This is a genomic window from Shewanella hanedai (assembly GCF_007197645.1).
Taxonomy (GTDB): Bacteria; Pseudomonadota; Gammaproteobacteria; order Enterobacterales; family Shewanellaceae; genus Shewanella; species Shewanella hanedai.
Window position 1 is genome coordinate 49,958 of record NZ_VKGK01000020.1, and the last position, 21,463, is coordinate 71,420.

The 21,463-nt window shown below is 41.9% G+C and carries 22 protein-coding genes; 13 read left to right on the forward strand and 9 right to left on the reverse strand.

Annotated features, from left to right (window positions below):
* Nucleotides 1-44 precede the first annotated feature (44 nt).
* The 6 genes from FN961_RS15955 (at nucleotide 45) to FN961_RS15975 (ending at nucleotide 3,398) form a co-directional block, all read left to right on the forward strand.
* Nucleotides 45-437, forward strand: coding sequence for a hypothetical protein (locus FN961_RS15955; RefSeq protein ID WP_144041177.1), 393 nt, complete (start codon nucleotides 45-47; stop codon nucleotides 435-437).
* 175 nt (nucleotides 438-612) lie between these two features.
* Nucleotides 613-1,272: a hypothetical protein gene (locus tag FN961_RS15960; protein WP_144041178.1), complete on the forward strand. Its 660-nt coding sequence runs from the start codon at nucleotides 613-615 to the stop codon at nucleotides 1,270-1,272.
* Nucleotides 1,273-1,715: 443 nt separating this feature from the next.
* Nucleotides 1,716-2,021 (forward strand): RHS domain-containing protein, encoded by a 306-nt coding sequence (locus FN961_RS25945; protein WP_221936129.1) that lies wholly within the window; start codon nucleotides 1,716-1,718, stop codon nucleotides 2,019-2,021.
* Nucleotides 2,022-2,061: 40 nt separating this feature from the next.
* On the forward strand, nucleotides 2,062-2,505 hold the full coding sequence (locus FN961_RS25950; protein ID WP_221936130.1) for an HNH endonuclease signature motif containing protein: 444 nt from the start codon (nucleotides 2,062-2,064) through the stop codon (nucleotides 2,503-2,505).
* Between the two features lie 5 nt (nucleotides 2,506-2,510).
* Nucleotides 2,511-2,945 carry an SMI1/KNR4 family protein gene (locus FN961_RS15970; protein WP_144041179.1) on the forward strand — a complete coding sequence of 145 codons (435 nt, stop codon included), beginning with the start codon at nucleotides 2,511-2,513 and terminating at the stop codon, nucleotides 2,943-2,945.
* A 159-nt stretch (nucleotides 2,946-3,104) separates the two neighbouring features.
* Nucleotides 3,105-3,398, forward strand: coding sequence for a hypothetical protein (locus tag FN961_RS15975; RefSeq protein WP_144041180.1), 294 nt, complete (start codon nucleotides 3,105-3,107; stop codon nucleotides 3,396-3,398).
* A gap of 103 nt (nucleotides 3,399-3,501) precedes the next feature.
* Here FN961_RS15975 and FN961_RS15980 read toward each other — a convergent pair whose 3' ends face one another.
* Entirely contained in the window at nucleotides 3,502-4,791 is a 1,290-nt protein-coding gene (locus FN961_RS15980; protein ID WP_144041181.1) for an O-acetylhomoserine aminocarboxypropyltransferase/cysteine synthase family protein, read from the reverse strand.
* Between the two features lie 234 nt (nucleotides 4,792-5,025).
* Between FN961_RS15980 and FN961_RS15985 the strand changes: the two genes are divergently transcribed.
* Nucleotides 5,026-5,763: a DUF3465 domain-containing protein gene (locus tag FN961_RS15985; RefSeq protein ID WP_268241161.1), complete on the forward strand. Its 738-nt coding sequence runs from the start codon at nucleotides 5,026-5,028 to the stop codon at nucleotides 5,761-5,763.
* Nucleotides 5,741-5,821 carry a DUF3465 domain-containing protein gene (locus tag FN961_RS26205; protein ID WP_268241163.1) on the forward strand — a complete coding sequence of 27 codons (81 nt, stop codon included), beginning with the start codon at nucleotides 5,741-5,743 and terminating at the stop codon, nucleotides 5,819-5,821. The genes FN961_RS15985 and FN961_RS26205 overlap by 23 nt, the downstream gene beginning before the upstream one ends.
* A 97-nt stretch (nucleotides 5,822-5,918) precedes the next feature.
* On the opposite strand, the gene FN961_RS15990 is transcribed toward FN961_RS26205, so the two are convergent.
* Together FN961_RS15990 and FN961_RS15995 are read right to left on the reverse strand one after the other, a co-directional pair.
* Nucleotides 5,919-6,689 (reverse strand): nuclear transport factor 2 family protein, encoded by a 771-nt coding sequence (locus FN961_RS15990; protein ID WP_373293456.1) that lies wholly within the window; start codon nucleotides 6,687-6,689, stop codon nucleotides 5,919-5,921.
* 194 nt (nucleotides 6,690-6,883) lie between these two features.
* Nucleotides 6,884-7,765, reverse strand: a complete 882-nt coding sequence (locus FN961_RS15995; RefSeq protein ID WP_144041183.1) for an AraC family transcriptional regulator — start codon at nucleotides 7,763-7,765, stop codon at nucleotides 6,884-6,886.
* Nucleotides 7,766-9,146: 1,381 nt separating this feature from the next.
* Between FN961_RS15995 and FN961_RS16000 the strand changes: the two genes are divergently transcribed.
* Entirely contained in the window at nucleotides 9,147-9,545 is a 399-nt protein-coding gene (locus FN961_RS16000) for a hypothetical protein (RefSeq protein WP_144041184.1), read from the forward strand.
* An 85-nt stretch (nucleotides 9,546-9,630) separates the two neighbouring features.
* Here the strand turns inward: FN961_RS16000 and FN961_RS16005 are convergent, their stop codons facing one another.
* Both FN961_RS16005 and FN961_RS16010 read right to left on the reverse strand, forming a co-directional pair.
* Nucleotides 9,631-9,963, reverse strand: coding sequence for a hypothetical protein (locus FN961_RS16005; RefSeq protein WP_144041185.1), 333 nt, complete (start codon nucleotides 9,961-9,963; stop codon nucleotides 9,631-9,633).
* A 282-nt stretch (nucleotides 9,964-10,245) separates the two neighbouring features.
* Nucleotides 10,246-11,106: a LysR family transcriptional regulator gene (locus FN961_RS16010; protein WP_144041186.1), complete on the reverse strand. Its 861-nt coding sequence runs from the start codon at nucleotides 11,104-11,106 to the stop codon at nucleotides 10,246-10,248.
* A gap of 571 nt (nucleotides 11,107-11,677) precedes the next feature.
* On the opposite strand from FN961_RS16010, the gene FN961_RS16015 reads away from it, so the two are divergent.
* On the forward strand, nucleotides 11,678-13,948 hold the full coding sequence (locus tag FN961_RS16015; RefSeq protein WP_144041187.1) for a lipoxygenase family protein: 2,271 nt from the start codon (nucleotides 11,678-11,680) through the stop codon (nucleotides 13,946-13,948).
* Nucleotides 13,949-13,964: 16 nt separating this feature from the next.
* Complete coding sequence (locus tag FN961_RS16020) at nucleotides 13,965-14,309, forward strand: hypothetical protein (protein WP_144041188.1); 345 nt, start codon at nucleotides 13,965-13,967, stop codon at nucleotides 14,307-14,309.
* Nucleotides 14,310-14,693: 384 nt separating this feature from the next.
* On the opposite strand, the gene fdxA is transcribed toward FN961_RS16020, so the two are convergent.
* Nucleotides 14,694-15,017 carry a ferredoxin FdxA gene (gene fdxA, locus FN961_RS16025; protein ID WP_144041189.1) on the reverse strand — a complete coding sequence of 108 codons (324 nt, stop codon included), beginning with the start codon at nucleotides 15,015-15,017 and terminating at the stop codon, nucleotides 14,694-14,696.
* Nucleotides 15,018-15,224: 207 nt separating this feature from the next.
* Between fdxA and FN961_RS16030 the strand changes: the two genes are divergently transcribed.
* Nucleotides 15,225-16,832, forward strand: a complete 1,608-nt coding sequence (locus FN961_RS16030) for an NAD(P)/FAD-dependent oxidoreductase (RefSeq protein ID WP_144041190.1) — start codon at nucleotides 15,225-15,227, stop codon at nucleotides 16,830-16,832.
* A gap of 409 nt (nucleotides 16,833-17,241) precedes the next feature.
* Nucleotides 17,242-17,961 (forward strand): pseudouridine synthase, encoded by a 720-nt coding sequence (locus tag FN961_RS16040; protein ID WP_144041191.1) that lies wholly within the window; start codon nucleotides 17,242-17,244, stop codon nucleotides 17,959-17,961.
* Nucleotides 17,962-18,047: 86 nt separating this feature from the next.
* Here FN961_RS16040 and FN961_RS16045 read toward each other — a convergent pair whose 3' ends face one another.
* The 3 genes from FN961_RS16045 to FN961_RS16055 all read right to left on the reverse strand — a co-directional run bounded on the left by FN961_RS16045 (nucleotide 18,048) and on the right by FN961_RS16055 (nucleotide 21,394).
* The gene (locus FN961_RS16045) at nucleotides 18,048-18,881 is read right to left on the reverse strand and encodes a leucine-rich repeat domain-containing protein (RefSeq protein ID WP_144041192.1); all 834 of its coding nucleotides are present in this window, start codon (nucleotides 18,879-18,881) and stop codon (nucleotides 18,048-18,050) included.
* Nucleotides 18,882-19,222: 341 nt separating this feature from the next.
* A complete protein-coding gene (locus FN961_RS16050) occupies nucleotides 19,223-20,416 on the reverse strand; it encodes an Nramp family divalent metal transporter (RefSeq protein WP_144041193.1) in 1,194 nt (397 codons plus the stop codon).
* Nucleotides 20,417-20,500: 84 nt separating this feature from the next.
* Nucleotides 20,501-21,394, reverse strand: a complete 894-nt coding sequence (locus FN961_RS16055; protein WP_144041194.1) for an FAD:protein FMN transferase — start codon at nucleotides 21,392-21,394, stop codon at nucleotides 20,501-20,503.
* Nucleotides 21,395-21,463 lie beyond the last annotated feature (69 nt).

Here is a 21,463-nt window from a genome sequence, read left to right on the forward strand (position 1 = left end):
TTAATAAATAATTTTATTTTGCTATTTGTCGATGTAGGGGGATCATGGGGATAAATTACTATTCTTTTTATACAGACGATGAAGGGATGTCAGTAAATATTACATTGAAGGATCCAAAGTCATCTGAAGTTCAGTTTATATATTTAGAGGAAGAAGTAGAATCAGAACATTTCATTGAATCTATAGAAGAGATAATAGATATGTGGGATAGAGTTTTTACTAGTTTAATACAAGAAGTTGAGAATTATTCTTTGAGGTTTTATTCAAAAAAATTAGGAGGTTATGAAATAGAGAAAATATATATAACCTTAGATGCTCATAAAGGAGATTTTGGTGTGTTAATAAGGTATGAAATAGATGTAGATCATGGAATCGGCGTACGTTTTCATGATTTTAAAGTTCAAAAAGTCGGCGGAGCCGATGTCTCATTCATGTAGTAGGTTTCTTGTTTATTTTATTAAATTAATATCCCATGGAGGGGTAATGTCATAAATTATTGGCATGGATATAGGCTCAATAAACAGCCTAGTGTCTTATTGGGATGGTGATCCGAGCTACAAAAAATGCTGCTAGACTGAGGCGAGAATTAGATCCTGCAAGGCATTCAAGACCATGATATTAAAAGAGCTATATTTATATCCCGATCTGGTGGATTTTAAGGACGATATCGTTCATCCGTTTAGGGACCAATCAAGAAGTATTTGTAATTACTTAGAGCGGGTATTAAAGCCGATAAAGTATGATACTAAGGGCTTTAAGCGAATTTGCTTTATTGGAAAGAATAAACCTAATTTAGAGTGTTTTGTTAACTCTTCAAAAGTATTGATAGTTGAAATATATTTTGATGAGAATAAATACAAATCGCTTGAAAGAGAACAACTTAATCCGTTATTTTCTCAAATGCTTATCTCAGGAGTTGAAAAGTGTCAAGGACAGTATGAAATTCCAAGAGATGAATTACTAAGAGGATTAGCTGATTTTTGCGAAAGTGGGTATGTAAATAGATGGACGTTTAAAACAAAGTTAATCAAAGATATTGATGTTAAATGCGCCTTGGAATGCGAGTTGACAACGGACACTTTCCATTTGAATTTGGTGTTTTATAAGGGGAGTGAGATGCTTTCTACTCGTGAAATATTGAAAACTGAACCAGATGAAATGGTTTTTACTTCAATGTTTAAAGATATTAGTCTTGAAGGTGATTCATTAGTGATTATGGATAAGTTTGGCGATGCTATTTTTAGTGCGACATTTGATGAACTAGGTCTTTGAATATTAAATCGCAGCGTTTCTGAGACTTTTTCATGCCTACGATATATCGGCATTAAGCCATACATATAACAATGCTCCCAAAAAATTGTAGATGCAGGTTACTCTACTTGGTGACTTTGAACATAACGCTGCATGCCAATTACCTTGCAGAGACAACATTCTCTGGATTTGATAAGGAGTACTGCAGAACCAGACTAAACACTAGTCAGAGACAACAAAGCCAGATCGCAAGTAAAAGCCAGCCATCAAAATTCCGCTATCTGTGGGATGGCAAAACCTCGTTGAACAACAGAAGTACTATGCCGATGGCACACTGGCCTACATCACTCAGTGGCCAGTGGTTTTAAAGAGCTGAGCCAAACAGTTTTAAACCGCTCGCACAGTTAACCCAAAGCTATGCGTTAAATTACAATAATGGTAATAGCGGTAATGAACGTTCAGAGATGTTAGTTGATGCATCAGCAGAAAAGCTAGCACCTGAACTGCACTATATAGTGACCGACCAAGCAGGAACGCCAAGAGAGCTCTGCACCGAAGCCGGTGACATCGAGTGGCGCGGAGAGCAAAGCTTATGGGGTGAACATCATAAGTGGCGTCTAAGTATTCAGCAAAAAAGTAAGCATAAAAAGTACCTTGAAGATGCGGCAAATGATCCCGTAAACTGTGACTTAAGGTACCAAGGTCAAGTGTTTGATTCTGAAACTGGTTTCCTCTATTGGATAAAGAGTCAACCGTCACAGATATTATGACCCCGAAACCTGCCAATATTTAAGCCCAGATCCCATTGGCATGGCGGGCGGATTAAGACCTCAAGCCTATGTACACAACCCGATGGAATGGGTTGATCCTTTGGGATTGGCAACATGTCCATTGAAAAAACTAGAAGAACGTGGTTTTCATGGGGTTAAACAAAATGAAAATGGTGGATTGGATTACTCAGAAAGTAATGCATTATATTCTAATCAGAAAAAACCTGATGTGAATCCAATTCAAAATATTGAATATACGGGGAACTATCATAAAGATTTCGAGGCTGCCAATATGGCTGCTTTAGGTCAGAAATCTACTCCTAAAGATTATGTTTGGCATCATGTGGATGATTATAATGCCAGCACTAATACAGGTACTATGCAGCTTGTACATAAAGATGCTCATAGAGGAATACCGCATAATGGTGGAGTCAGTCAATTTAAAAAGGCAACAGGAAGTAGTTATGTATTTAAAACATGGTGATAATAATGGATAAAATAGAACTTGAGCTATGTGATGAAACTGTTACTGAGGATATGTGGGCTAACCTAGAAAGAGTTGTAGGAGTTTTACTGCCAGTAACGATGAAGAATCATTATAAGAAATTTAATGGCGGGCAGCCAATCCCTTCATTTGTTCATGATAGAAAAAATCTTTTTCCAGTGAATGCGTTTGATTCTATAAATGATATATTAAAAAACTTTGAATGGGCTACTGTTGATTCCTTACCTAAAGAATTTAAAATTAATGAGTTATTGGTATTTGCCTATGATCCAGGTTCGGGGAGTTTTGCTGTTTCTCTTAGGGAAAGTGATTTTGGTAAAATATATTTTTATGTTTTAGAGTTAGAAGCCATTATTTATGGCGAATGGGATTCTTTCGATGAGTTTATTGATTCATTTGTAGAAGACAATAATGAATAGAAGAGTTAACTCTTACAAATCATAATTGATGATGTTCTCCTTGGCACGAGAATAAACTGGTAGTTAGGTATATGCCATACTAATGAATGGCTTATAGCAAAGGAAATAGTCGTCATAAATTTATTTTCGGTTATTTGTTAAAGCGGGATGAACTAAAGTTTGGAATCGTTTTTTCACATAACTAGCGTGTTAACCGGTGTTCTAGGCTGTATTACTTGGCTGGGACTTATGCTTGCAAGCTTACCCGGTGCAGAGGTCAGTAAGAGTATTTATGCGCGGATGATTCGGGGGATGTTTTATGTTCATCCTGTGTTGGTGATTATGACGGTATGCCTAATACGTTACTATGTTGATTCTGTACCTGTCGCCTTATTGTTAGCAGCAGTGCCATTGCTCCCGATTGGATTAATGTGGTTGATTTTTGGCTTGTGGGAGCGGAGTAAAGTGAAGTAAGACGTATTGATTGAGTAAAGCAGAATAGAGGCTAACATGACGCCTCTTTCTGCATCAAAAAGCCAGCACCAAAAGCTAGCCTCAACAATACACTGTTTACAGGTTAATCAAGCTGTTCAAGGGCTTGTTGTACATCAGCAATGATATCGTCGATATGTTCGATGCCTACCGATATACGTACTAAATCTTCGCTCACACCTGCTTTAGCCAATTCTTCTGCATCCAGCTGTCTGTGGGTGGTTGAAGCGGGATGGCAGGCGAGGGATTTTGCATCACCGATATTGACTAAACGTAGGATCATGTTTAACCCATCGATAAAATGTCCACCTGCTTCTTTACCTCCACCTGGCATTGTGGATTTAATGCCAAAACTGATAATACCAGAGGCTTTGCCGCCGGTGATTTTATGGCAGTTGTCTTGAAAAGGACTATTTGGCAGGGCTGCGTAATTGACCCAACTGACTTTAGGGTGTGTCTCTAAGTATTCAGCCAATGCTAAGGCATTGCTGCAATGACGTTCCATTCTTAGTGCCAGTGTTTCTAAACCTTGAAGTAACAAAAACGCACTTTGTGGCGAGAGGGCGGCACCAGTATTTCTAAGTGGCCCGACTCGGCAGCGACCGATAAAAGCTGCTGGCCCAAACGCTTGGGTATATACCACACCGTGGTAAGAGGGATCGGGTTCATTGAGCAGGGCAAAGCGTTGAGGATGGGCTGCCCAGTCAAACTTACCAGAGTCGATAATCACGCCGCCTATGGTCGTGCCATGTCCGCCAATGTATTTAGTCAGAGAATGAATCACGATATCTGCACCAAACTCGAAGGGACGGCACAGTACTGGAGTTGCAACCGTGTTATCGACCATTAAAGGCACACCGTATTTATGAGCGATATTGGCCAAGCGCTCAATATCAACGATATTCCCCGCTGGATTACCAATCGATTCACAGAACAACGCCTTGGTATTGTCATCAATCAAGGCTTCTAAGCCATCGAAATCGTCAAAGGCCGCCATACGCACATTGACGCCTTGGCGAGGAAGGGTATGGGCAAACAAGTTATAAGTACCACCATAGAGCTGGCTAGTGCTGACAATATTGTCACCCACTTGAGTGAGCGCTTGAAGTGCATAGGTAATGGCCGCCATTCCTGATGCAACCGCCAAAGCTCCAATTCCGCCCTCAATGGCCGCTAATCTTTGCTCCAGTACATCTGTGGTGGGGTTCATGATACGGGTGTAGATATTGCCCGGTACTTTAAGATCAAACAGGTCGGCACCATGCTGTGTGTTATCGAAGGTATAAGACGTGGTTTGATAGATAGGCACCGCGGCCGATTTGGTCGTGACTTCCGATTCATATCCGTGGTGCAGTGCCAGTGACTCTAGTTTCATCTTCTCTTCCGTATCCATTTGAATGAAAACTGACCATAACAAGAGAGCGATCAGGTGTCTAAGGTTTTAATAAGAGAAAATGTACTGTTCGATATACATCAAGCATGGCTGCTTGGTGCTCATCGCTTTGTCGTAGTTTTAACTATTAGTTAAATAACTCTATGTAAAACCGTGTTTTAGAGTTACATTTTCACTATCATTAAGTGGTTGTAGTCGTAAGTGAGCAGGAGTTTAATGCAAAACAATCTTGTTAAAGGCACCTTAGTTCGTTGGAAAGATGACAAAGGTTTCGGTTTCATCCACGCTGAGCCTGAATTGGAACGGGATGTTTTTATTCATGCTTCGACTTTGAGTCATATGAGTCGCCGCCCCGTTGAGGGCGATCTGATCTACTTCCACATTGAGACAAAAGCGGACGGTAAGCTGAACGCTATCGAGGCCAATATCGAAGGTGTCGAAGTGAAAGTTGATCTCGACAAAGGTGTAAAAGTAAAGAAAGGCCTTCGAAGTCACCAAAGAGATAACGACAATAAAAGCAGGAGAAAAGAAGATAAACCTCACAGTCCGATAAAGGGCATACTTTATCGAATTTTCATCATGATGCTACTGCTTGCAGGTGCTAGTTTTGCCTATAACAGAGTCGTTAATGCAGCGGGATTATCAACTGCCAATACCAGCTCACAAGCGACACACAGTGGTATAGCAAGCATTGCTAAAGCTTACCAAGATAGAAAAAATAGTGTCCAAGTCAGTGCCTCGGGAACTGTGATTAAATTGTTAGCAGATGACAATGATGGCAGCCGACATCAGCGGTTTATTTTACGTTTAGCGAACGATCAAACATTGCTCGTGGCGCACAATATTGATCTGGCTCCGCGTGTTGAGGGCATCAACTTAGGCGATACGGTTGAGTTTGCAGGTCAATATGAGTTTAACCATATAAGGTGGGGTGATCCATTGGACCCATCATGATCCTCAAGCCCGCCACCCTGGCGGTTGGCTTAAACATAATGGACAAACCTATCACTAGTCCTGATTAGGCTAACCAGAAAATTGTAGAAAGTCAGTTTGTTTCATCAGAATTAAAACGCAGCCCCTAGGCTGCGTTTGTAGTTTGGCTTAGCTCATTAGAGTCCGCCAAACTTTCCATTTTTATTTTTCCACTCACTCATCGGTGGAATGGCTTCAATCACATCCCAATGCTCAGCAATTTTGCCATTTTCAATTCGGAAAAGATCATAAAATGAACTCTTTTTATCGGCAAAGGTTCCCTCGCTGATACTGAGAACAAAGTTACCTTCCCCTAGTATTTTATGGTTCTGGCTATAGACCATTTTAATGCCTTGTTTGGCCATCGCTTCAAGCGCTTTCCCTAAGCCCGAGACCCCATCTCCTATTTGAGGGTTATGTTGTATATAGTGATCGCCATCGAAGTAGTCAGCGAGTTTATCAAACTCTCCTTTTACCAAAATAGTGTTCACGAAATCGTTAACCAATGCCTTATTTTCTGCAGTTTTGTCTATATCAACAGCTTGAGTAGCTCCATCAGTTTGACTGTGACCACTTGGGTTTAGCTGCGCCGATTTTTCTGTCAGATTATCCCAATGTTCGACAATGACACCATCTTCAAACCGAAACAGGTCGAAACCCACTTTCGGACCAAAGAAGTTATATTCTGTATGGGTGAAAACAAAGTCTCCCTCTTGAAAAGTACGGATAATATTAACCTTTGCGCTGCCTTCAGGAAGAGCCTGTAATACCGCACCAAATCCGGCTAAACCATCACCTACGGCTAGGTTATGTTGGGTGTATTCCTTAGGGTTGATGTAGGAGATGGCCTGCTGGTCGCCTGTTTCAATACTGTTTAGCACCGCTACAGCTTTATCTGATAATGTCATGCTCTTCTCCTTTGAGGTGGGATGGGCGTTACAGCTAGTTATACCCATTGGTATAACGAAGGCAGCAATGAGTGCGCCAGATACTATCTTGTTCATTTTGGTATTATTTCTCGTTATTTGATTGGGGTAGCTTAAAGGAGTTAACAAGTCACCGGCAGGTCAATGGTGGATGAAAAAGGGTCAATATCGAACTTTTAGTGTGATGGATTATTTATGGCTGACTTAAATTGAGACGGTGTTTGAGAGGTGTGACGTTTAAAGTATTTAATGAAATTAGTGACTTCATTAAACCCTAGTGAGAATGCTAGTTGCTGCACTTGAACCTGCTCGACAGCGAGCTGTCTTTTGGCTTCGAGTATCACATGGGCATCAATCAGTTGTTTGGCGGTTTTATTGCAAACCTGTTTACAGAGTTGGTTTAACGTTTTGTAGGTTATGTTCATCAAAGCAGCATAAGAGTTAGCATCGCGGTTATTTGTGTATCCTTGTGCAAGCAATTGGATAAATTGATTAAATTGAGTCTGATGTCGTTCGCTGAGTTGAGACTGTTGAGGTAAACGCTCACGATTTAGCTTTAGCAATAACGAGGTAAAGAGCATCTGAACAAGCAAAATATCACTCTCTTGCCTGCTCAGTTCAGATGCAATCTCAGAAATCAATGCGGAGCAGCTGTCCATTAATGTGGGGCTTAAATTTAACGTGGCTGAGTTGCTTGTTAATACGCCTGTTTGTGGAAACAGTGAAGTACGAATGTTACTGCGCAGATTATTGAGGAAATCATCAGTAAACAGTATCAAATAACCTTTAGGCTTAGAGGTAAAATTGAAACTCTGCACTTGGTCTTTATTAACAAAAATACAGCGACTAGCTTGATATTGATGACTGACAAAATCAATAAAGTGACTGCCTTGAGCTTCAATAATATAGAGTAAACCATGAAACTTGATGCGATGAGGTTCATAAGGAGGAGAATGGAGAGTACCGAACCTTTGATAGAACTCACCTAACTCTAAGATATCGATGTAGAGGGGAGGCTTATCTTCATTGTGTTCGAACTGAATGTTAGGGATCATCATATGCTCGCTTACTTTTCACTCTCATCGTTCAAGAGATTATCATGCGCGCTCGTCTGAATTGGATCAAATTTATCGGTGGCAAAGGTTAATTTGAGACTGACTTGTCCTATTATGAGCGCGTCTATCTCTATTCGCTTATTTGGATTAAGCGTGGTTAGATTTCGATGGGGTACACTGGTCGCCATGGTCTCTGTTTTCTGTTAGGCACTAAGGAGTGCGATTAGCAAATTTTTGGTGAGATGGAGTTTTTAATTTACTATTTGTGCCAGCTTAATATTATTGCCGAAATGACCTTGAAATAGCGATTATCTGTGGTGATAAACTGTCGCGAGTGTTAACGGTAAAACCAAGTTTACGCTGTTTTTGGCAGTGCTATTGTTATCGAGTCATTTAAGCTTATAAAAAAGCCCCGTTAAACATGAGTTTATCGAGGCTAGCTATTTAAGCCGCTTTATACAGTTCAGTATTAGACTGTGATTCACTCTGTTCTTCTTGCTGTTGATTGCTCTTCATCATCAGTAAACAGAGTCTTTTAGCTCGTCTCATTCTGATCTTCTGTACTCTGGTCTTTACTCTAATTGTTCTGGGTTTTCGCATGGCAGTTAGGTTATCTCTGTCATTAAAAAATTAAAGTTAAGCAATTATAGAATATTCTGCCGTTGAAATTAAGTCGTTGCTAAACTGTTTTCCGTCGATTGACGACGAGAAACAACTAAAATGCCTAAAAATAATGGTTTAATATCAATTCCGTTAAATAAGTGATCAATTCAGAGCTACTCAAGTTTTTCAATTCAAGGCGCATTGATGAAGGCATGGTTATTCCCTTTTAAGTTAATGCAAAGCAGAAGTGGAATACCTGAGACGCTCACATAGTGCGGCCGATGTTCAAAGCAAATGGTAAAGCGCTTTATGCTGCGTTTGGGGCTCTAGATATACGACTGAATGGATTCAGGAGGTAGAGTAACGCAGGAGCAATATATTGACCTTGCCTACAGGGCTTTGTACTCCCGCTGAAAGTTCACATTATTAGTGGAATTGGTATAAGTGACTGCAATGACATACATCAGCGTTTATAAAACCAAACCTTAGGCATAGGTTACATAACACCTCAATACACCTCATCTTCGATGGTGAGGTAGTGATTTAAATATTTTAAAACAAAAGCTTAAGCCGTTCCGTGAAAGTCATTGTAATCCGACTCACTCGATAGGGTATAGTGAGTCGGTTCAATGTGAGTATTTTTCAAGGTAGACTTTCTGCCAATGTATTCTATTGTGTTCCCATGTAATAATTTGGTATGTTAATAAAAAGTAAATATTGTTAATGGTTAGTCTTAAATACAAGGATGTATAAATGCCACTAGAAATGATGGAGCAGGGCTATGAATAAACAACTTACTGATATGACAAGTGTTAATGAAGAGCCCGTTTACAGCGAATTATCTTTATCTGATATCGTGGCAAATGGGGCTTTTCAGCACGAAAAGGTCAATAGCGATGAGAACGACGCTGCTTCTCCAGTCTTAGCGCGAATACATAAAGAGGGTGAATCAGGCTTTTTTGGGCAGTTCATATACCTTATCAATATGTTGGATGTCGCCATTGAGGTCACCCTCAGTAATGTGATGACCAGATACAACAATCAACCTGGCTGGGAAAAAACAGAATCATACGTCGTACCTGCAAAACAGAAGCTCCATTTGGGGATGAGTAGCTCAGGTAAGGTCACTAATGGTGCTGGTTTTGAATATGCAGTGCAGGCATCTAAAGTATTGGAATAAATCAAGCATATCTCTTAGCTGGCTTGAATAGGTCAGCTCGCTTAATCAAGCAGACCTAAGGCCATTGAAGGATAAACCAGACTGGCTAGGCAATCGCCATTTGTGGTGGAGGGCATATGGTAATCTTGGTTCCATCAGGAGTGATGATGGTGTAACAACCGCTGCCACTACTGGTACCACCGCCTCCTCCATTACCGCCGCACCACCCAGTTAACTTGCAACCGATATCAATAATATCTCCAATATCGTCTAGTATATTTTTGGTGAAGGCGACGTTTTCGGGAGCAATGAAGGTTGTTCCATTATCAAAATCCATCTGAATTGATGTTTGTTTACTTATCCTTCCTCCCATTTCTAATTTGCAATTTACACCTGTTTCTTTCCCTTTCTCTTTCTCTTTTGATTCGTTTGTCATCATAGACTCCGTTTGATTGTTAAATACAGATCCTGCTTAATTCATCACTCGATAGGGGGGTGATGTTGGGGATGCACAACCTAGTGACACTAAAAAGCGAAATAGGTGGATGCAGTAGGTAGGCTCGTTAGGAGTCGCCGATTGTGTGTTAATGAATCCATTCATATTCTTGCTCTCAGCATTTACTTAGTCGCAAACACCATATAAGGCTTAGAACGGCTTGTGAAATCGTCATTTTCTATTGAGTGATTAGCAAAATTAATTGCCTGCTTAGCAAAGAGGAGGTTATGGCCGTAAAAAAAGGGGCGCTCGATTAAGCAGAGTATCAATGACTTTTTGATAGAGTCGAGTTAAATACTGATTGCTATGGTAGTAAAGAACCAGAGGGTTACTTACCGTTTTTGAGTAGGGAATGATCGCTATTTCATCTAGGTTTTTTAGCAGATGACGAGAGACGATAGCTTGACCAAACCCTAGTTTTACTCCATCGATAACACCATAAATATCATCATAGTAGCAGCGCTTTAGGCACACATCGCCCAAGCCCTGATTCTTCAAGAAACTAAAGGTCGTCATATCCTGAATGTCATGATCTAAGAAAACCTGGTTTGCATCTTTATGATCCCGATGACGAGCGTGGACTATCTCCTCTTCACCTATCTTGACCTTGTTGAAGTTAACGAGATCGTTGAAGTGATCGAGCACAATAAAATCGGCTTCACCAGTTTTAAGCATGGTAGGCAGTTCGCGCATTTCACGACTGAAGAACTCAACATGGATATCAACTGAGCTATCTAATATAGGCTTAAGTGCTGGCATGATGACAGAGCGAAGCACTGAACTGTATGTCGCTATTCGTAAGGTGCCGCACATTCCACCATGACTCTGGCCTGATATTTTCGCTAGCACTTCTAGCTCCATACTGGATATGTTACGTACATATTCTAAGAGCAGTAAGCCCGATTGGGTAAGGGTGACACCATTATGTCCTCTGATAAAGAGCGTCGTCTCTAGTTCCTGTTCTAGCTTGAGCACTCTTTGGGAAAGGGCTGGTTGGGTAATACAAAGTGCACGAGCGGCTTTGTGGAAGTTTTTTGATATAGCAACCTGATAAAAAGCCGACAACCGATCTTTATTTATCTTCATGTAGACCTTATAAAACTCATTGCCAGCTGCTTATTTTTACATAAGTTAAAAGCGATGGGTAGTGTGTTTTTTGTACAATAAAATTTACGGGAAGGGAGTAGGTTTTTCAGTTTCAATTACAGAATATCTGTGGAGTTTTACCTTGGTTATTCTAAAAAATGAAGTCAAATCATGGCTTGTTAAACCTCAATCTGAACCAAATATCGCCTCAGAACAATAAAAACATGCTATCGATGATTTGTGTAACTAATTGTATCTGATTGACATTTGAAGACGTCATTTCTCAAGATAAGAGACTGGCATGCAATGACAAAGAAAGATGAATTAAATTGTGTAGATTAACTGCAGATGTGGTGCTTCACTAGGTTTGTCTATTGTCCGGTGCGTATATAGATAGGCGATAATTAACGTTTCACTCCTGCGGCCACATCCATTTCCCGAGAGGGTTTAGGGACAAGTAGTAAGTTGTATTGACTGCTTGTTGAAATTTAGGTTGTGGTTAGCTTAAGACAATTCATAACGATGATGAGTCATAGCTGATCACACTTTTTAGAGTGAGATAGGCACAGTTATGACAAACAAGAATGACAATCAAGCGTTTTTAGATTCGCCTGAATATCTTAAACTACAGGAGCAGCTAGCACTGTATGAAGATTTAAGAAAAAACGGTGTCCCTGAAAACACAGCTTTTCAGCGTAGTGCACAGTCAAATCGAAGTGCGCAGCGAGCTGCAGCGAGTGATTATGAAAGACTATGTGCGATTGGCTCAGATGATCCAGATTTTAGACCTGGAGCTGTTACAGGCGCTGGTATGCATGAATTACCAGAATTTCCATTTCCTGTGCTACCACAGAATTCTGATACAACCACCGAGATTTTACGTAAGCGTTTAGTTCAACTTGCTTCAGAAAATAACTGGCATGATTTTGATCGATTAAATGGCACTCCAGTTCATGGCAATGTGAACTCTGATGAAGTAGAAAACAACACTCCTTGGACAATCAGGGGAACGGCAGCATCTCGTGCAGACAGAGCCCAAGAGGGAGACTTTGGTGTCGATGATGCGTGTTTACAGCGTGAAGATGATTGGCAACTGTTTGATGCCAGTATTCGCTACGTTAGCGCTAACTTAGGGCGCTTAGTGCTCATAGGTGGCCCTGCACTGGTATCTGGTCTTATTTTTCTACTGACTAAGTTAATCGAATTAATCTTAACCGGTGGTGATGCAAAATTTGAGATCATTGAGCCTATCACTGCAGCGGTGCCACCAGTGCGCGTACATGATGCAAGCGATCTACTATTTTATCCTTACGATGTGGATTCTAACGGTCAAAGACATGATGATCCTCAGTACCCACGTCCTTCATGGCATGAAGATTGGGAAAATGATGATGTGATTGCGGATTTACAAACCTCTGCTCAAACCCCTGTTTTTGATTACTTTAAGCCTTACACTCAACACCAGGATAATTTTCCTATCACCAATACGATGTTTAGACGTATTGCTGGTTTTGAAAATGACAATCTCGATAGTGCGATGAATGAAGGTAGATTGTTCATTACCGATTTCCATGAGTTTAATGATGAAGTACTCGCTCAGTTCCAGCATGGACGTGATCAGTCTGATGTGCCTAATTCAGGTGGACGTCTCTACGCTTCTATCGCCTTGTTTGCGGTCGCTAAAAATAGCGACAAGCTTAAAATTATTGCGATACAACCGACTCAAAGACCGCCTGCAAGCGATTTTGAATGGTTTTGGTGGTACAACCTTGGCTGGGGCAACAAAGCCAATCCGCCTTCGAAAATCATTACTCCGGCAGACAGTGAATGGACATGGAAAATGGCCAAAAATACATTTACGACTATGTATTCGATGTCCAATGTTGTCGATCATCTCTCTACCCACGTATTTCTGTACCCAATAGCAACCGGGTTTTATCGTAATATTCCCGAAATGCACCCGCTTTCAGCGCTGCTCTTGCCACATTTGACGTCATTAGCCTTTAACAACTTTACTGGCATTTTCTTTGAGGTTGGCACTAAGTTGGAAGATGAAAATGGTGATGTAATTTACGGTGACCCACATAATGGTTTGTTGACTGGCGCGGTACGATTAATCTCTGGCTACAGCAGTAAATCATTCTTAGATGGCACGGTGAGACGTTCAAAGCACTATCACTTTGTTGAACATGGTCAGCCAGTAAATCGTGCTGAAGCGACTGAGTTTAACGCCATTGGTGATTTCCCTCACCATGATGATAACACAGAGACTTGGGGGGCTATTCGTCAATGGGTGAAAGGTTACATACGTCTTTATTATAAAGATAATGCCGATGTTAGAGATGATTATGAACTACAGGCATTTTTAACCGATGTTGCTGGTGCGGGAGTCAATGGTTTCCCTGATTCAGTGTCTAACAGGCGTGAGCTTATCAATACCTTGACCCACCTTATTTACTGGATGAGTGTCAATCACGCTCTGGGTAATTTCTCAGCATTTCAGCCTTTGGGCGCGTTGGGTTATTACTCATCTCTGCCGTTAGACCCTAATCATGGCCGCAGTAAGCATGATTGGCTTGGCGCAATACCGCGTCTAAATGTTGGTATGGCGCTGTTTGAGTTTACTCGGCTGTTTGTTGACCTGCCTACACCTTGGCATCGTTCTTTAGGCAAGTATCCGCAAGGAAATTTCATGCATGATCCGCGTGTGTACGCTCATTTACATCGTTTTCAGAACAGAATTCAAGAGATTGATGACGGGCTAAGAGAGAAAAATGATAACAGACGCTGGGCCTATGATCTTAGGTATCCTTCAACAATGACGGTGAGTCCTTGGAACTAATTAAGCGGAGATAAAAATGTCAGAAAATACAATAAGCCGTAGAAATGCGATGAAGTTGGTGGGTAATGTGACGGCAGCAGGCATTGTCTTGTCCTCCACGAGTGTGAGTGCAACATCTGCTTTACTATCTAAGGATGTTGATGAAGCAACGCTTACATCAGAAGAGTATATCGTTAAGGTTTTATCACGGAAATTTGCGAACAGTAAGCAAGTTAACCCCGCTGAAATAAGACTATTTTCACAGAGGTATGTTCAGCATCGAGGCAAAGACTTTAACGCTAAAGAGAGTTTGAAATCTCCTTTAGAAGAGTTGACCTTGATGAGGGAGTTTGTCGTCAGTGTGAAATATAGAGCTGTGTAGTTCCCAAAGTAATTAAGCTGTTTAATGGCTTTAAGCCAAAGGCCTGCCTCCTTTGGCTTATTTTTTACTTACTATATTGGTTTTAATACCAACTCCATTAAACAAGTGTTCAATTCAGAGCCACTCAGGCTTTTCAATTCAAGGCGTATTAATGAGGAAATGGTTGCTCCCTTTTAAGTCAATGCAAAGCAGAAGTGGAATGCCTGAGAGGCTCACGCAGTGCGGGTTTTAAAGCCCTTTATGCTACGTAAGACGTTTTCGATATAGAATAACTATTAGCTTCAAACATCCGCCTTGCCTACAGGGCTTTGAATTCCCGCTGAAAGAGCACATTGTTAGTGGAATTGGTATAACAGGGAAGTAGCGGACAAAAGTTTGGTTGAGCTAAAGGATCAAATGCTCTCTTTTATCTTTTACGCCATCCCACTCAGCCGCATCTAGTGGGGCTTCTTTTATCTCAGTGATCACAGGCCAGATCTCAGCCAGTTCAGCATTGAGTTCAAGATACTGCTCCATGCCTTCAGGCAATTCATCTTCTTGAAAAATAGCCGCCGCCGCACACTCGGGGACGCAAAGTTCACAATCAATACACACGTCAGGATTGATGGCTAAAAAATTAGGCCCTTCGTGGAACGCATCCACAGGACAAACTGCCACGCAGTCAGTGTATTTGCATCTTATGCAGTTATCTGTGACAACAAAAGCCATATTATTCTTCGCAACTTTGATTTGATTTCTGTTAAACTTCCGCCGAAAGTCTAACTCGCAGTGCCGGGATCATACGGATCCAATCACGAATTTCAATATTTTTCGACATCATCAAGCAAGATGAACTGACTCGATAAAAATATGAAAATCGTCTGCTCAGTATACCGCACCACTTTGACGGCCAAGTAACATAAATCTGGAAAAACCATGATACGCCTCTCTAATATAAAACTCGACCTCGATCACTCTCCAGAAGAGCTGACTCAAGCAATCTTAACCATGCTTAACATCTCGGCTGATGAGCTGGTTGAAACAGTGGTGTTTCGTCGTGGCATCGATGCACGAACTAAAAACCGTATCTTCCTGCTTTATACACTCGATGTAACCACATCGAAAGATGAAGCCTTGCTTGAACAGTTTGCTGACAATCAGTCGATTAAAGTCACGCCGGACATGAGCTATAAGTTTGTGGCTAAGGCACCTGAAGATTTAGGCGAGCGTCCTGTTGTTGTCGGTTTTGGTCCATGCGGCATTTTTGCCGGTTTAGTATTAGCGCAGATGGGTTATAAGCCTATTATTCTTGAGCGTGGTAAAGAGGTACGTGAGCGTACTAAAGATACCTTCGGCTTTTGGCGTACTAAGAAGTTAAACACAGAATCAAATGTACAATTTGGTGAAGGTGGCGCGGGCACATTCTCCGACGGTAAATTGTGGACTCAGATTAAAGATAAGAAACATTATGGTCGTAAGGTGCTTAATGAGTTTGTCGCAGCTGGCGCACCAGAAGAGATTTTGTATGTGAGCAAGCCTCATATCGGCACGTTTAAGCTGGTTAGCATGGTCGAAAAGATGCGCGCTAATATTATCGCCTTGGGTGGTGAGATCCGTTTCAGCACTCGAGTGGATGATCTTCATATCGAAAATGGCCAAATACTGGGGTTAACCTTAGCGGATGGCTCTGAAATAAAATCGAAGCATATCGCGATGGCTATTGGGCACAGTGCCCGCGATACGTTCCAAATGATCCACGACAGAGGCGTTTATGTTGAAGCTAAACCTTTCTCGGTTGGTTTCAGAATCGAGCATAATCAGTCGGTGATTGATAAGGCTTTGTTTGGTCAATTTGCCGGTCACCCGATTTTAGGCGCAGCGGATTACAAGTTGGTTCACCACTGTAAGTCAGGTCGCTCTGTGTACAGTTTCTGTATGTGTCCTGGTGGTACCGTTGTCGCGGCCACATCTGAAGAATTTGCCGTTGTGACTAATGGCATGAGTCAGTACTCACGTAATGAGCGTAATGCTAACAGTGCTATCGTGGTGGGAATTGACCCAAGTGATTATCCTGATCATCCTTTAGCGGGCATTGATCTGCAGCGTCAACTTGAAAAAGCGGCTTATGTACTTGGCGGCGGGAACTATGACGCACCTGCACAGCTAGTGGGTGACTTCATGCAAGGCACCTCTTCAGCCGCTATTGGTGGTGTCGAGCCTTCATATAAGCCAGGCATTAAACTGACCGACATGACCAAACTATTACCTCAATATTGTGTTGATGCCATTCGTGAAGCCATCCCTGAGTTTAATAAGAAGATCCGTGGCTTTGCCATGGAAGATGCTACCTTAACTGGGGTTGAGACGCGTACATCATCACCGATTAGCATTAAGCGTGGCGATGATTACCAGAGCATTAATACTAAAGGTTTCTATCCATCAGGTGAGGGCGCAGGTTACGCAGGTGGCATTATGTCATCAGCGATAGACGGCATTAAAGTGGCTGAGGCCATGGCATTAAGCATCAATGAGCAAGCTCAATAATACTGATTAGTTGATGTTTAATGACTAATAGGGCCTTTCGAGGCCCTTTTTGTTGCTGGTAAACTGCTCTTATACCAATCAGTATAAGAAGTTGATCTACTCAGAGTGTTTTTTGGCAAACTAATTCAAGGCGAATGGATGACATAATGGTTGTTCCCTTGTGAGTTCATTCAACGCAGAAGTAGGCAGCCAAAAACACTCCTTACAGGCGAGTTTTAGCGGTTCTGATGCTGTGTTAACGAGCTTAACCGTAGAATAACTATGCTCTTCACTCGCTGCCTTGCCTCAGAACCGCGAAACTCTCGCTGAGCGATCAAATCTTTATACTGATTGGTATTAGATCTTCAATAAATCCGTAGGTTATGAGTCAAGATTCTCGATAACGATTACCTTTTACAGAGTTTCAGATATGCGCCTCGATAAATTTATATGTAAAAGCACAGAGCTAAGCCGTAGCGAGGCTACGGGATTGATTCTGGCCGGAAGCGTACTGGTCAATGGTGAAAGTGTGAATATTGCTTCGGCTCAGGTTCATGAAAATAACCATATCACCTTAGATGGACAGCAACTTACTGCACGGCCTTCTCGCTATATCATGTTGCATAAACCTGCCGATACATTGAGCTCTAATGTCGATGGTGATCACCCAAGTGTGTTTAATTACATTCAACTGGATAAAACCAGTGAACTGCACATTGCAGGGCGTTTAGATGCCGACACCACAGGTTTGCTCTTGATAACAGATGATGGCCGCTGGTCATTTAATGTGTTTAATCCTAAATATCGCTGCGAAAAGGTCTACCGAGTTTACTTACGTGACTCCATTGAAGGCGACATTGTTGGAAAGGTTGCAGCGGACATTCGTCGTCGATTTGAGCAAGGCTTACAACTACAAGGTGAGGAAGCACTCACACTTCCGGCAAAGCTTGACTTTGTTTCTGCAAAGGAGGTGCTGTTAACGATAACGGAGGGGCGATATCATCAGGTGAAGCGGATGTTTGCTTGCATTGGTAATCGAGTGAATGGTCTGCATCGTGAAAGCGTGGGTGAGATAAATCTTGATATCCCCCTTGGGCAGTGGCGTTTCCTCACTGCAGATGAAATAAGTTCAATTCCGCAATATAGCTAGCTTTTATTATTAGTAGAGAGCGAAAGAGGCCTCACTACAGCCTCTCATGCTTGTTCGCTAAACCAGTTCTACTCGCCACATCAGGTTTATTCGCTTACTTCCACATCGTCATCCACTTCATAGTCATCAAGTTTGGGATTTTTTGTGATATCCAATTCGGCCAGCGGGTTTCCTGTTGCCCACAGATCCCTAAGTTTTGGGTTTTGACTGACATCAATATGGGTGAGTTTGTTATCGGTTAAATAGAGCTTGGTCAATTTGTGATTATGACTGATATCCAGTTCGGTTAACTGGTTATACATTAAACCTAAGCTGTTTAATTTAGTGTTTCTACTGACATTGATGTTAGCAACTTTATTGCTAGTTAAGCCTACTTGTACCAGTTCTGGATTGTGACTGAAGTCCAGAGAGGTAAGCCGATTCTCTTTCGCCCAAAAGTATTTGAGTTTTGGGTTATGGCTCAAATCTAACGTCTTGAGTTTATTGCCTACCACACCAATATCGGTCAACTTGGGATTATGACTTGAGTCTAATGAGGTCAATTGGTTGAAGCTGATATCGAGCTCTTTCAATTCGCTGTTGTTACTCAGATCGAGCTGAGTAATCTTAGTCTTAGTGATTGAAACTTCAGTAAGATTAGGATTATGACTTAAGTTTACGCTAGCCAGTTGAGGACCTGATAACCAAAGTTTCTGCAGTGCAGGAAAGTGACTGAGCTCGTCGACTTTATTTATCGACATCCGGCGACAGATGAGTTTCTTGATCGCCGCAGGATCGGTAATGTTTTGAGCTAATACACAGGTTTTAAAGTTACTGTCCTGAAACGGGATGTCGTTAACATTTTGATAATCGGCTGCGATGCAACTGCTACTAACAGCCAGAGCGATAAAGGTCATGGCTAGCGGTTGTTTATGGTCCATATTGTGGTTTAATCCTTTATGAAACAACGGAAGTATGAGCAAAAAACAGGATGTAGCTGTTGTTTAGAATATTACCTTTTATGTGCTGTAGGATAAAGAACTATTCCTTAATAGGTAGTTGAAAATTTATTGTATTTTGATAGGCAGCAACCTTCTCGCTAGCGCTAAGAATAACTTGCACTAAGGAGATAAGATGCACTGAGAGGTAATCAGTTTGAGTAAACGACTTAAAGGTGTTCATGAAGCTGAATTTACCCCATCGACTTGTCTAATTTATTCCTATTCCCCACCGTACATGCTCACTTAACCCATGGTCATTACAGTAGATCAACTTGATGATATTAAATAATCGTGTAGAGGGTTTTTACACTTAAAATCAAAGTGATAATAATGACGATAGCCCCGAATAGATTTTGTATCGGCGTGTTTTTGTATTGCCCCAGCACTTGAGTCTTGTTGACAATCCAAAGCAGTAGGCATGCAAGTAGCGGGAGTAATAAGCCATTGGTGATCTGAGCAAACTTAATTATTTCAATGGGTCTGAGTTGCAAAGAGGAGCAAATAACGCCAACAATGATCACCGTTAGCCAGATTAATCTAAATCTGAAGTCTTTTAAGTTCGCTTTCCAACCAAAACAGTGTTGACCCACAAATGCGGCAGCCAATGGCGCTGTGATGGCTGAGGTTATACCTGCTGCGAACATACCAATGCCCAGAAACAGCGTCGAGAAAGTGCCAAATAGGGGATTAAGTCCTTTGGCTAGATCCAGCAAATTCTCCACATTGCCACCCTGTATTGAAGCGGCGCAGATGATGATGGCTATCGAGATCACACCGCCAAATCCGACAGAGATAAAAGTGTCTTGTTTGACGGCCTTAAGTTCATTCGGGTGATGCCAGACCTCTTTGACCAGTGAGGCGTGCAGGAAGAGGTTATAGGGCACCACTGTTGTGCCAATCAGTCCTATGACCATTAACAAGTTTTGAGAGGAAACTTGCGGGGTGAATAAGCCGCTGAGTACCTCGCCCATATTGGGTTGAGTGAGTAGAGCGGTGATGAAGAATGAGAGGCTCATCGCCAGTACGAGCCCTATCAACACTTTTTCGAGCAGTTTGTAACTACCGATATACAGAAGTATGGCTGATATAGTGCCAATAAGCATAGGTAAGAAAGGTAAGCTGCCTTCACCTAATAGGGCGGACAAGCCCAGAGAAGCCCCGGATATGTTACCCGCTTCATAAGCGATATTACCGATAACGATGGCAGAGAAGATAAGCAAAACGATGACATTGCGTAGCCAACCTGAGGGGATCTGCTCCTTGATCACAGCCGCTAACCCTTTTTGGGTGATAAGGCCTAATCTGGCAGACATCTCTTGCAATGTATAAGTCGCTACAATCGACAGCAGTATAACCCACAGTAATCCATAGCCAAATTTTACTCCAGCTAAGGTACAAAGGGTCACAGTCCCTGGACCAATAAATGCGGCGGCAATAAAAGCGCCTGGACCTATCTTGAACGTTTGTTTCTGCATGGTTGCTTTATTGTTATCGTTGTTAACAAGCGTAATATTGCATAGACAGATCTGAATTGAAAGCTGTGGCTCAGTGGTTATCGGTTATCTGAAAACCTTAAATTCCACTTGTTGTTGATTTAAAAAGTGTTCTGCATCAACTCCCTCTAGCATCGCCATGGTGGCTAACATGCCTGCGGTGGTGCAGTTGTTAGCCAAAACGGTGACAGAACGTGGTGCTCCTTCGACAGGGTAGCCATCTTTAGGGTTGATGATGTGGCCAAATCGTCTGCCTCGATGTTCTATAAAACGTCGTGTATCGCCACTGGTCGCTAACCCACCTTGGCGGATTGATATCATGGCAGCAGCGTGATTGAGTGCTTGAGGGTTTTCAATACCCACTTGCCACGGGGAGTTATCATCGGCTTTTGCTATTGGGCAAGCAATATCGCCACCGAAATTGACCAATACTGCTATCTCTTGCCATATTGAGGCAAGTTGTTGGGCGACACGGTCAGCGGCATACTCTTTGCCTATGCCGCCAAAATCAAGGGTCATTCCTTTTGGAATGGTGAGTTGAGTTTGGTTGAGCTCGACACGGGAGAAACCGACAAACTGGCGGGCTTGCTCAAGCGCTGTTTCTGTTGGCGGTTGGCTTTTATCATCGAATCGCCATTGTGATATTAGGGGGCCTGCGGTGATATCAAATCTGCCCTCACTCATTTGATAGCAATGCTGTGCAAACTGGAGCAAGTTGGCTGTTTCAATATCAATATCGATGGCTTTTCCTTGTGAGTGGTTAATCTGCCAGAGCAAGTTGCCCTTGATAAATCGGCTATATTTTTGTTCAATGCGGGCAGCTTCTTTGCAGGCGAGGTGCATCATGGCATTCGCCACCGCTTCATCACGACTTTCAATCAATAGCTCACAGGGACTGGCCATAGCACTAAATTTGCCCATGTAACCCCAAGGCTTAGGCGTTAAATTGTACTGGAGCATCGTCTTTCCCTTTTCATTAATTGGTATAACCTTCCTTTATTTTATGACTCATGACTGTTCATTTACTTG